We start from the raw sequence: 11,889 nt of genomic DNA on the forward strand, positions 1-11,889 counted from the left end.
ATCATTAAAAAAAACCATCGCAGCCGGTCAACTCATTTCTCAATAAATATTTTTTGGGCACTTTTTCGCCATTTTTAGAAGAATTTGTTCTATTTTTCAAGCACTTAGCTCATTATTTTTGTGGTTTTGGATGTTTTTTCCGAAACTTGGGTTAATAAAATGGCTCAATTAGTGAAGCAAACTCATAAATGTATGCTGATTTATTCAAATGGGAAAGTAATTGACATATTATCTGATGATTTTTTTTATACAAAAAATAAGGAGGAGTAAAATGAAAAAAGTATTTGTTATTAGTTTGCTTGTGATTTTGACAGTATCATTAGCTGCTGCAAATCTCACCTCATTACGTCCCAGTAATGGTAATAGTGTAAATCCAGGATCACGTCCTGTGAACTGGATTGAAACCGATTCTGGTTTACCACAAGGTATTGGAATCGGTCAGATTTCAGTTGGAATGAATGATCAGGATGCACTCTGGGCACATGCAATTGATGCAACTGGTGCGATCTCAGATCAATTTACACGCTCTACAGATGGTGGCCAAACCTGGACTGCCGGAACTTTTAATGCCGGAAATGGGCTTTCTCAACTGTTTGCAATTGATGATATGACCTGCTGGGCTGTTTTTAACACAGGTGCAGATCAAGGTTTGTACAAAACAACAGACGGTGGTGTAAACTGGGTGAATATGAACGCTGGATATGGTGCTTCATCTTTTGCCAATGTCATTCATTTCTTCGATGATATGAACGGTTTTGCACAGGGCGATCCGGTTGGCGGATATTATGAACTCTATACAACCGATGATGGTGGAGATAACTGGACACGCGTTCCTGAAGCAAATATTCCCGCTCCAACAACTGGAGAATATGGAATAACCGGAAACTATGATGCAATTGGAAACAGCATCTGGTGGGGAACTAATCAAGGTAGAATTTTTTATTCAACAGACATGGGATTAAGTTGGGATGCATCACTTACTGCTTTTGGTAATACAACTGTGGTTAACGCAACTTTTGCAGATGAAGATTATGGAATCGCATACAGATCTTATCTTGATATGGGAATTGAACCTGCCATCAACGTTACAACTGATGGTGGTGCCAACTGGACAAATGTAAATGTGACTGGAGACATGTATGCTCGCTGGTATGCTTATGTTCCAGGAACCGACATGACTTATATAAGTTCCTCTTCAGAACTTGGGTTTGAAGGATGCTCTTATAGTGAAGACGGTGGTAACACTTGGATCACTTTAAATTCTGGTGATGCAATTCAAGCTCTTGCTTTTCTCGATGTTGAAACTGGTTGGGCTGGTTCATGGGCTGGTGCAACAAGTGGTGGAATGTACATTTTTGATGGAAATCTGAATGTTCAAACCGGAACTGTAGAAGGCACGATTACCGACACTGATGAAGGATTTGCAATTGAAGGTGCTACAGTTTCATTGGGCACATTCTCTACTACAACCGATGAAAATGGTTTCTATTCAATGATACTTGATATCGGAATGTACACTTTGACTGCAGAAATTGATGGTTACGAAACATATACTCAGAACGACGTTGAAATTCTGGAAGATCAAACTACTACAGTTGATTTCACAATGCAGAATCTTTATCTTCCTCCAGAAGGTTTGACTGCAAACTATACACATCCGAATGTGATCCTGCAATGGAGTGATCCTGCTGGAACATACGCACTTACAGGTTTTAAAGTTTATCGCGATGGAACTGAACTTACTCAAATTACAGCAAATCTTTACATCGATGCAAACGTGCCTGCCGGAACTCATACTTATTATGTAACAGCTGTTTACGGAACGCATGAATCAGTTCCTTCTAACGAAGTAATAGTAGAAGTGGTGAATGCAGGAAATAATCTTGTAAATTATGAAGCAGAACTTCTGGGTAACTATCCCAATCCATTCAATCCGCAAACAGAGATCAGTTTTGCGGTAAGTGAACCTGGAACTGTTCGAATCGATATTTTCAATATCAAAGGTGAAAAGATCAAAACTATCATGAACACTACTAATACTGCAGGTCAAAACAGCGTTACCTGGTTGGGCGTAGATGATGATGGAAACAGTGTATCAAGTGGAATTTATTTCTACAAAATGAAAGCTGGTGGACGTTATACAAGCACTCGTAAAATGATTATGTTGAAATAATTTATTTCATATAATAAAAAATCCCGACATTACAAATAATGTCGGGATTTTTTTTGTTTAAATTTATTTCTAAATCCCGTCGGCAAAACCCACAAACGGATTTGATACCGATTCATCTTCTACTGTAGTTTCCGGGCCATGACCGGGATAAACTATTGTGTTTCCACTCAATGTCAGAATTTTGGTTTTGATCGAGTTAATCAAAGTATTATAGCTTCCACCCGGAAGATCAGTACGGCCAATACTGGAAGCAAACAAAGTGTCTCCACTGAAAATCGCATTACCGATTAATAGACAAATTCCACCTTCTGAATGACCGGGAGTATGAATAATTTTTATCTTATATTTTCCCAACTTCAGTTCATCGCCATCCTGCAGAAGAATATCGGCAGCTGGAGAACGCAAAGCAGCTCCCCAGAAAGAGCTTAAATTCGAATTTGGATCCTGCAGCATTTTTGCATCATGTTTGTGGATTGCAATTTTGGCATCTGTTTTTTCCTTGAGCAGTGCGTTTCCACCAATATGATCGCCATGACCGTGTGTATTCACGATATATTTGAGTTTCAGGTCTTTAATCTCATTTAGTAACCGATCATCAGCTTTGGCAGGATCGATAATCATCGCTTCTTTTGATTCTTCATCCCACATCAAATAGGTATTCGTATCAAATTCCGGTAATATTTTTATAGTTTTTATTTTCATAATCTTTTCCTTTTATAACTGGATTTCTTTCACCTTTTCAGTATCCATTTTATTTACTTTTATTTTACTTTCCAATTGATAATTTTTTCCAAACTCTACTTCTGCCCTATCTGATGCTTTGCTGCAATAACGCAGAAGAAGCGAAGCTGCGATTTTAATTTCTTCTTCTGTTAATTTGTGGGTAGATTGCACAATTCCCAGGGGTCCGGGAAACTTGATCGTATGAAAAACTATCTCATCAGTAGCAAGCTTACTCAATTTTTCGTTATCTTCATTATTTCGTCCCACGATCATTTTGGTATTTTCATTTATTCGGAAATGTCTGCCAATCTGCAGGAAATCCAGATATTTGATTTCCAGCATATCATGTTGCATCAGATCGTGCAATTTTCGGGAATAACCTTGATCTGTAAGCAGACATCCACCACCGGGATTTTGATAATATTCAATACCCAGATCTTCTGCCATCTGCAATTGACGATGACGACCTCTACCCTGAATATCCAGCAAATCTTCTTTGTTTACCCAACCTTCTCGGATCGGTTTAGTGTCTGATAACAACTTTTGCGAAAGCGGTCGAACCAGCAGGTCTTTTACTTCACTCAGCTTTCCCACAGCATTCAAGGCATCTTTACGCTGGCTCATAGGTCTCTGTCCTAATACTTCACCGGAAATCAAAAAATCGACATTATGTTTTTTCATCAAAATGCCAGCCTGTTTGAACATTAAACCATGACAATCGATACAGGGATTCATATTTTTTCCAAATCCATATCTGGGGTTTCTCAGCATTTTCAGGTGCTTTGCTGTAAGATCATGAACCATCAGTTCAAAACCGATTTCTGCTGCAGCTTTTTGGGCTTTATCTGCTTTAAAGAAGGGAGTCTCAAAAAAAATCGGAATCACTTGATAGCCAAGTCTATACATATGCATTACAGCAAGCATGCTGTCCAATCCTCCAGAAAATAAAGCAAAACATTTATATTTTTTCATCTTTCCTCTTTGAAATATTATAGGTAAAAAATCCTTAGATGTTAATTATTTCTTCTCGAATTTATACATTCCCTGAACTTTCTTCCGCATATCAATCGATTCGATTTTGTTATCATCATTCATTTTAATTATCAACCGCTGTCCGCTGGCATTATTAATTGTGAAATCCTTACTTTCAGTTTTATCCTGCTCAAAGTATGATTTTACGTTTATCTCTGCTTTGCAAAATTGAATTTTACCATCATCAAAATCGAAAGTCATCTTGCTGGAACTCACCCAATTCTCCTTTTCTGCAGCTTCATCTGTTTTAAAAACAACCAGACATGAATCTTTCAAAATAGCTTCTTTTATTTTTTGTTCTTCAAAGAAAATCTGGAATTCGATAGCGTCAGCATCTGCCAAATCCGAAGTAAACCTGGGATTTCCCAGGTAAATTGCCTTTTCTTCCAGACTGAAATAGAGAAGAAAATCACTGGTCATATCAAAATCATTGGAACGGGTAAGAACATTGAAATTTGCTGCAACTTTTTCATAATCTTCAAAATATTCAATTTTCTCTGCGCTTATTTCCAGAGTGTCACTTCCTGCCATACTTAAGATCGGTTCCTTAATTAAGTAGCCATAACCTTCTTCCAAGTAATATGATAATTTGCCACAAGTTCCATGAATTTCTTCACGCTCATCATAACTCTTCACATTTTCATAGGCATGAAATTCACGCAATTCGCGAAAATAGGAAACGCTGTCGGCAGCAAAAGTTCGAATCGTACTATCAACATGAGTTTCCTGAGCAAAAACATTCCCATTAAGAAATAATTTCTCGATTTTTCTATAGTAATCCACCTGATCGGCAAATAGACTTAATGTATCATCATAAACTTCTACATTCCCGTACATCTTGGCAATTTTCTGCTGTTCATAAATATCGGCATAATCGGCAAAAAACTCTGTTTCTCCATAAAAAAAATGAACATTTCCTTTCAAATTCGAAACATATTCTTCCGCTACTTTTTTCACAATAAGTGTATCTGCATTTATCAATTTATATTCTCGAAGTTCCTGTTCTTCAGAAGCCAGAAAAATAAAGGAAATTAAGATAATAATTAGAAAAATTTTACCAGTCAAACTCTTCATTCTCCAAGGTTCCTTCTGCTGAAACTTTGCGAAATTCTGCTACTTCCAGTTTCATGTCCGAAACCATCTCTTCCCCATACAATGTATTTTGATTCCTGATGAGAGTAACACCATCTTCTGCAAAGATCTTTTCGGTATTTCTATTTAACACAGCTCTCGGTGCTTTCATTATTCCATTTTCGCTTTCCACAACTACATTTCCAATTCCGGTGATAATATTTTCAGCTTCATCAACTTCTGCTTTATCGCATCTTAAGGTGGATTTCACACTGCCGTCAGCATTGAAAAAAGTTAAGAAAACAGAGTCAAGAAATGTTTGTTTTGTATCGTAATATTTGTACATGTGAACTGCGGTCATCTCATATTCAAGTTTATCTTTGTTAGTGACGACTACATACAAGGAATCTGCTTCTTCATCAGGGATTTTGCCTTCAATTGGTGTATTTGTCTGCTGCTCTTCCTGACTGCAGGAAACCAGGAAGATCAAAATTAGAAGACTAACTATTTTCCAGAAGATCAAGAAGCTTTTGCACAGCTTTTTCATAAATTTCCTGTTCCTGCATAATCAACTCAATGAATTCGCGAACTGCACCTTTTCCACCTTTTCTGGAAAGCACAATATCAACTTTATCCTTTATTTGTGGAAAGGCATCCACCGGACAGGCAGATACAGCACATCTTTTCATCACCGGATAATCGTTCCAGTCATCTCCCAGATAAGCCACATTTTCCCAATTGATTTTGAGTTCTTTCAATAATTCTTCTGTTTTTTTCAATTTATTTCTTACCCGTTGAAAGACCATTTTCAGATCGAGGTCATCACATCTTTTTTCCAGAATCCTGGAAGTTCTGCCAGTAATTATGGCAAGTTTGATGTCCGTTTGCTGAAGAAGACGAATTCCCAAGCCATCTTTGGCAGAAAAATTCTTGGCTTCAACCTGATTATCATTATAGATTATTCTTCCATCTGTTAGAACGCCGTCATTATCCAGAATTATCAGTTTAATTTTTTTAAAGTCTTTCATTATTTACCTTCAAAATTTCCAGACATCCATCCAGAACTTCAGGAATTTGATGCAGCGGCAGCATTGATTGTGCGTCACTGAGAGCATCAACTGGATTGGGATGAGTTTCTATGAACAACCCATTTACCATACCGGTAGCTACAGCTGCTCTTGCCATCATTGGTACAAATTCAGGAGTTCCGCCGCTTACATTTCCTATAGATGGCTGCTGAAGACTGTGAGTAACATCGTAAACCACTGGAAATTTTAATTGCTTCAAGATAGCAAAACTACGGAAATCTACAACCAGATTATGATATCCAAAACTTGTGCCTCGTTCGGTAAGAAGAATGTTATAATTATTCACCGAAATCACTTTCTCTGTAGCTGCTTTCATATCCAAAGGAGCCATGAATTGTCCTTTTTTAATGTTTACGATCTTGCCCGATCTTCCAGCTTCGATCAGCAATTCTGTTTGCCTGCTCAGAAAAGCGGGGATCTGCAAAATATCGGCAACTTCTGCCACTGATTGCACTTCTGTAGTCTCGTGGACATCTGTTAAAATTGGAACTTCAAATTGCTTCTTGATCTTCTGAAGCAACTTTAATCCTTCTTCTAAACCAACTCCCACAGGAGAAGAGATAGAAGTGCGATTTGCTTTTTTATAAGAAGATTTGAAAACAAAAGTTATGTCACGTTTACTGGTTTCCTCTTTCAAAAACTCAGCCGTTTTGAACATTGTAGCTTCGTTTTCTACCACACAAGGTCCAGCCAGCAGGAATAGTCTTTTTTCATTCCTTAATTCACTGAATAAATCCATCTAATTCTCCAAATCCAACATAAATCATTTTCTATCAAAAGACTGCATTCGGCTTTCAATAAGCCAAAACAGCGATTCATTCTTTCGTCATCTGAGAAGGACGATCTATTATGTCCAGAAATTTTTTCTTGCCATAAAAACCCGCTCGAAATTAATTCCAAGCAGTTATGAAAAGGTTTTATAAATATTGGTTAATTATATTTTTATTGATGTTCAGCGGTGTTTTTGCTGTTGAGAAAGCTCAATTGGCACGACTCCATTATTCTGGAGGTGGTGATTGGTACAACGATCAGGATATCATTCCCAATCTTACTGAATATTTGAATAAAACTTTGAATACAGATTTTTCCAATCTGGAAGCAGCAGTAAAATTAACCGATTCCAATATTTATGATTACCCATTTTTATTTGCAACTGGACATGGAAACATAAAATTTAATGAAAAAGAAGTGGCAAGTTTGCAAGAGTATCTTACTCGTGGTGGATTTCTTTATGTGGATGATGATTATGGGATGGATAAATCTTTTCGAGCAGAAGTAAAAAAATTATTTCCAAATCGGGAATTGGTAGAGCTTCCAGCAAATCATGAACTTTTTAATTGTTTTTTCAACTTTGAAAGCGGTATTCCAAAAATCCATAAACATGATGATAAACGGCCGCAGGCATTTGCGGTATTCGATGATAACGGTAGAATGCTGCTGCTTTATACTTATGAGACAAATATTTCCGATGGTTGGAGCAAGGCGCACGATGATCCGCCAGAGATCAGAGAAAAGGCTTTCCAGATGGGAGCAAATTTGTTTTATTATCTTTTGACGAATTGAGGATTGAACGTTGAAAAAGAGATATTTAACCCCTTTGTCCTTCGGACATTTCCCCTTCACAGGGGAAAGAATTAGGAACAATGATTTTTATTAGAAAATGAGAGTAATAATCGCATCCGATTTCCATCTAAAATTCCATGAAAATGAAGAAGATCTTCAGCGCAGGGAAAGGGTTCTTAATTTCCTGGATTCTTTGGTTGGCAAAACTGACCTTCTCATTTTAAATGGTGACGTTTTCGATCTCTGGTTTACCTGGAAAAACGTTATCATCAAAGGTTATTTTCCTATCCTGAAAAAACTTGCTGATATAAAAGAAAATGGCTGTCGGATAGTTTTTATCTCTGGAAATCATGATTTCTGGTTTCGGGATTTTTTGACAAATTTCCTGGATATCGAAGTTTATAAAAACAGTTTTATAGAAGAGATCGACGGAAAAAATATTTTGGTTTCTCATGGTGATCTTTATACCTCTAATGATTGGCGTTACAAGCTTTTCAGAGGTTTGGTCAGAAATAGAATTGTGATGAAAATATTTGAAATGCTTCATCCTGATCTTGCTTTGGGAATCGGTAAAATGATGAGCAGATCCAGTCGTAAAAAAAGAATCTCTAACAACCTTACAATTGAACGTGAAAAAGGGTTGATTGAGTTTGCAAATAAGCAGTTAAAGAATTTTGATGTTGTAATTTTAGGACATTCTCATCTTCCAAAAATTGCTGATTTTAAAAATGGTATTTATGCCAACGCCGGAGATTGGATCATCAACAATACATATCTGGAAATGATAAATGGAGAAATCCAACTAAAAAAATATAAAAATGAAACATAGGAGAATTTACAAAATGAAAAAATTAATTTTAACTATCGCAGCGATGTTGATGATATTTTCTTTCATCGCAGCAGAGGAGCAAAATGTGATCAATGTAGAAATGAAAACTGGTAAGGGAATAATCAAACTTGAACTTTATCCAGGCAAAGCACCGAAAACTGTGGAAAATTTCGTTAAATACGCCAATGACGGCTTTTATGACGGGCTGGTGTTTCACCGCATCATCGATGGCTTCATGATCCAGGGCGGCGGTTTTGATCAGGAAGGAAATCAAAAACAACCAACTTATGAACCAATCCAAAACGAAGCAAATCATGGACTTTCCAACCAGACAGGAACAATTGCCATGGCAAGAACCAATTTTCCACATTCGGCAACTTCGCAGTTCTTTATAAACGTGAACGACAACACTTTCCTCGATTTTAAAGATACAGGAAAAGGCTGGGGTTATTGCGTTTTTGGAAAAGTGACAGAGGGAATGGATGTAGTGAACGAAATCAAATCAACTCCCACTCATTTTCATCCTCAGAAAGGCATGAAGGACTGGCCGGTTCAAGATGTTGTAATAGAAGAAGTTAAAGTTGTAGAATAGATTGTAAATAGTTTAGCAAACCTTCCAGGTTTTCGCTGCCTGGAAGGTTTTTTTTTAATCTTTTTGTTTACTTCTGGGATGAGCCTGTTTGTAAACTTTTTTCAGGTCTCGAAGGGAAAGATGAGTATAAATTTCTGTTGTACTCAAATTGCTGTGCCCCAGCATTTCCTGAACTGCTCGAAGATCTGCTCCTTGTTCCAATAGATGCGTTGCAAATGAATGGCGAATAGAATGCGGAGTATAACCTTTAGTTTTTGCTACTAACAGAATATATCGTTCCAAAATCTCTCTCATCACATTTTCCGAAATCGGTTTTCCGCTTTTAGATAGAAATACCGAATCATCACTCTCTTTCGATACAAATTTTTGCCTAATCTTCAAATATCTTTTCACAGCCGTTTTAGCTTTACTTCCGATTGGAACCTGCCGTTCTTTATTTCCTTTACCCAGAATTCTGATTATCTTCTGATTCAAATCGAGTTGATTTAATTTGCAATTGCAGACTTCGCTAATTCTCATTCCGCAGGAATAGATCAGTTCCAGAATTGCTTTATTGCGAATTCCGAAATTGCTATTCAAATCGGGAATGCTGAGCAGATCTTCAATTTCGTGCAGAGTAAAATGTTTCGGAAGTTTCTTTTCAAATTTTGGTATTTTCAGGTTTGCAGCTGTATTTTTTGATATCAGGTTTTTATTTTCACAAAATCGGAAGAAATTCTTCATGGTGGTTGCCTTACGTGCCAATGTTCTATTCGATCGATCGTTCATGCTGAGATTTCTCATGAAATCACGTAGATAAATTCTTGTGATCTCATTTAATTTAACTTCTTTTTCAAAAAATTTTTGCAGGAACTCCTGTAATTGCTCCAAATCTCTTTTGTACGCTGTTAATGTATGTTTGGAAAGACCTCGTGATCTTTGAGTTTTAATAAAATCATCAATTGCTGATTGCATTATGCAATTCCTTCATATTTCAAAACAGAGTTTTTGGGATTCTTGTGTTCCCAAACGGGAGTTTGGGAACAAGAAGATGGTGAGGGAGTTTGTGAACAAGATGGTAATGTGGAAGTTTCTCGTTCCCAAACTCCTGTTTGGGAAAGCACTTACTATCGAAACTCTGTTTCGTTTGATCATCTGCCAAATCATCTATTTGTATTGGTCCTTTTCGATTCTCAATATAATAACTTGCAGAACTGTACTTCCAAAATTCTGGTTCCTCAACATATCCTTTTCGGACTGGATTGTTGTGAATATAATTTACTTTTTGTAAAAATGCTTTCTGAAAACTTACTAATTGTGGATGGACTCCTTCCTGCCATATTTGATATTCACTCTTAATTTTATACTTCTTTTTAAAGAATTTCAATTGATCTAAATGCCAACTTTTATGATCTTCTTCAAGATTTTCTACAATTTTCTTAGCTGTAAACATTTTAAAAGATTTGATAATATCGCCAATTTTGGGACCGGATACAACCATATGAATGTGATCGATCATAAACACATAAGCATGAATTTTAAGATACTTATGATGCTGACAATATTTTAATGATTCAACTAATATTTGAAAGTATTTATCTGAGATGAAAACAGAAAGCCATTCTACAATTGTAGCGGTAACAAAATAGATTTCTTCGTCACCAGAAAACTTATATCGATTTCTCATATTTCAAAACAGAGTTTTTGGGATTCTTGTGTTCCCAAACGGGAGTTTGGGAACAAGAAGATGGTGAGGGAGTTTGGGAATAAGATGGTAATGTGGGAGTTTCTCGTTCCCAAACTCCTGTTTGGGAAAGCACTTACTATCGAAACTCTGTTTCGTTTGATCATCTGCCAAATCATCCATTTTTCTCGTTCCCAAACTCCCGTTTGGGAACACGCTTACTCTCGAAACTCCGTTTCCACTCATATTACTGTTTCACCCTAAAATCAACTTCCTGCCAGTTATGGTTAACTCTATTATCAGAAAATGTCAGACGCATTTTACCATATTTTCCATTTTTTGTTAAAATACTGTAATAAAAAGATTTTCCCCGATTTATCTTTTCGTTATTAGTTTTTTTATAATCAAAACTCACAACAACATCGATCGGTAGAGTATTTATCAGGTCTTTATCCACATACTTTGTAAGATTGGAAAGTAAAATAATAAAATCAGTCTGCGGTGCAAGATCTTTGGCAATTTGCTTGGTTAGATCAAAAAAATTGAAATCTAATTCCACATATTCAGGCAGATCGTTCACAACTGTCCAATCTGGAGTATAAATGGAGAAAATTCCAATCTTCATCGAATCTGTTTCTATAATATATCTATCCAAAATTGGAACAGAATCACATAAAACGTTACTCATCAAAAGATTAAAATCAGCATTGAATTTATGGAAATGAAAATCTGTCGGTGAAACAAGATCTGGTTTAATGAAATTTAAAAAATCTAAAGTTACACTATCGGGAACTGCCTTCTCTAAAGTTCTACCGGCAAACACATTAAATTGAATGATTGAATCATTTTCAATATTCTTGATCAGGAAATTCACCATATTCGCATCGATAGGATCAAAATTTGGTTCAATAAAGAAATTAAGATCCAGATATTCTTTAGAAGCCAAGCTAATTACGATTATCAATAATATTAATATTCCAAGAGTTTTTTTCAAAATTCACTCCATTCTTTTTGAAGTGGTTCTGTAACACAAAACCTTCTTTTTTTTACGTTAACTAATTATTTTCTATACAAATATACCATAGTGGGAAAATCTCCCCCAAAAAATTAGAGTCCAGGCCAATTCCTGAGAGAGATAATCCCATGAAAATTATT

The 11,889-nt window shown here is 36.3% G+C and carries 13 protein-coding genes; 4 read left to right on the forward strand and 9 right to left on the reverse strand.

Annotated features, from left to right (window positions below):
• Positions 1 to 271 precede the first annotated feature (271 nt).
• Positions 272 to 2,173, forward strand: coding sequence for a carboxypeptidase regulatory-like domain-containing protein (locus K9N40_11645; GenBank protein MCF7815120.1), 1,902 nt, complete (start codon positions 272 to 274; stop codon positions 2,171 to 2,173).
• A 69-nt stretch (positions 2,174 to 2,242) separates the two neighbouring features.
• Here the strand turns inward: K9N40_11645 and K9N40_11650 are convergent, their stop codons facing one another.
• From K9N40_11650 to kdsA, 6 genes are read right to left on the reverse strand one after another with little or no spacing between them, the layout of a single operon-like run.
• Positions 2,243 to 2,875, reverse strand: a complete 633-nt coding sequence (locus tag K9N40_11650) for an MBL fold metallo-hydrolase (protein ID MCF7815121.1) — start codon at positions 2,873 to 2,875, stop codon at positions 2,243 to 2,245.
• A gap of 12 nt (positions 2,876 to 2,887) precedes the next feature.
• A complete protein-coding gene (locus K9N40_11655) occupies positions 2,888 to 3,868 on the reverse strand; it encodes a hypothetical protein (GenBank protein MCF7815122.1) in 981 nt (326 codons plus the stop codon).
• 45 nt (positions 3,869 to 3,913) lie between these two features.
• Positions 3,914 to 5,002, reverse strand: coding sequence for an LPS export ABC transporter periplasmic protein LptC (lptC, locus tag K9N40_11660; GenBank protein ID MCF7815123.1), 1,089 nt, complete (start codon positions 5,000 to 5,002; stop codon positions 3,914 to 3,916).
• On the reverse strand, positions 4,983 to 5,546 hold the full coding sequence (lptC, locus tag K9N40_11665) for an LPS export ABC transporter periplasmic protein LptC (GenBank protein MCF7815124.1): 564 nt from the start codon (positions 5,544 to 5,546) through the stop codon (positions 4,983 to 4,985). The genes lptC (K9N40_11660) and lptC (K9N40_11665) overlap by 20 nt, the downstream gene beginning before the upstream one ends.
• Complete coding sequence (locus K9N40_11670) at positions 5,500 to 6,027, reverse strand: HAD-IIIA family hydrolase (GenBank protein MCF7815125.1); 528 nt, start codon at positions 6,025 to 6,027, stop codon at positions 5,500 to 5,502. Before K9N40_11670 ends, lptC (K9N40_11665) begins: the two co-directional genes overlap by 47 nt.
• A complete protein-coding gene (gene kdsA, locus K9N40_11675; GenBank protein MCF7815126.1) occupies positions 6,014 to 6,826 on the reverse strand; it encodes a 3-deoxy-8-phosphooctulonate synthase in 813 nt (270 codons plus the stop codon). The genes K9N40_11670 and kdsA overlap by 14 nt, the downstream gene beginning before the upstream one ends.
• 209 nt (positions 6,827 to 7,035) lie before the next feature.
• On the opposite strand from kdsA, the gene K9N40_11680 reads away from it, so the two are divergent.
• From K9N40_11680 to K9N40_11690, 3 genes are all read left to right on the forward strand, one after another.
• Positions 7,036 to 7,650 (forward strand): DUF4159 domain-containing protein, encoded by a 615-nt coding sequence (locus K9N40_11680; GenBank protein ID MCF7815127.1) that lies wholly within the window; start codon positions 7,036 to 7,038, stop codon positions 7,648 to 7,650.
• A gap of 97 nt (positions 7,651 to 7,747) precedes the next feature.
• Positions 7,748 to 8,479, forward strand: coding sequence for a UDP-2,3-diacylglucosamine diphosphatase (locus K9N40_11685; GenBank protein MCF7815128.1), 732 nt, complete (start codon positions 7,748 to 7,750; stop codon positions 8,477 to 8,479).
• A gap of 13 nt (positions 8,480 to 8,492) precedes the next feature.
• Positions 8,493 to 9,071 carry a peptidylprolyl isomerase gene (locus tag K9N40_11690; GenBank protein MCF7815129.1) on the forward strand — a complete coding sequence of 193 codons (579 nt, stop codon included), beginning with the start codon at positions 8,493 to 8,495 and terminating at the stop codon, positions 9,069 to 9,071.
• 54 nt (positions 9,072 to 9,125) lie between these two features.
• On the opposite strand, the gene K9N40_11695 is transcribed toward K9N40_11690, so the two are convergent.
• The 3 genes from K9N40_11695 to K9N40_11705 all read right to left on the reverse strand — a co-directional run bounded on the left by K9N40_11695 (position 9,126) and on the right by K9N40_11705 (position 11,728).
• Positions 9,126 to 10,025, reverse strand: coding sequence for a tyrosine recombinase XerC (locus K9N40_11695; protein MCF7815130.1), 900 nt, complete (start codon positions 10,023 to 10,025; stop codon positions 9,126 to 9,128).
• Positions 10,026 to 10,044: 19 nt separating this feature from the next.
• Positions 10,045 to 10,737: a transposase gene (locus K9N40_11700; GenBank protein MCF7815131.1), complete on the reverse strand. Its 693-nt coding sequence runs from the start codon at positions 10,735 to 10,737 to the stop codon at positions 10,045 to 10,047.
• Positions 10,738 to 10,981: 244 nt separating this feature from the next.
• Complete coding sequence (locus tag K9N40_11705) at positions 10,982 to 11,728, reverse strand: hypothetical protein (protein MCF7815132.1); 747 nt, start codon at positions 11,726 to 11,728, stop codon at positions 10,982 to 10,984.
• Positions 11,729 to 11,889 lie beyond the last annotated feature (161 nt).

Source organism: Candidatus Cloacimonadota bacterium (assembly GCA_021734245.1).
Classification (GTDB): domain Bacteria; phylum Cloacimonadota; class Cloacimonadia; order Cloacimonadales; family TCS61; genus B137-G9.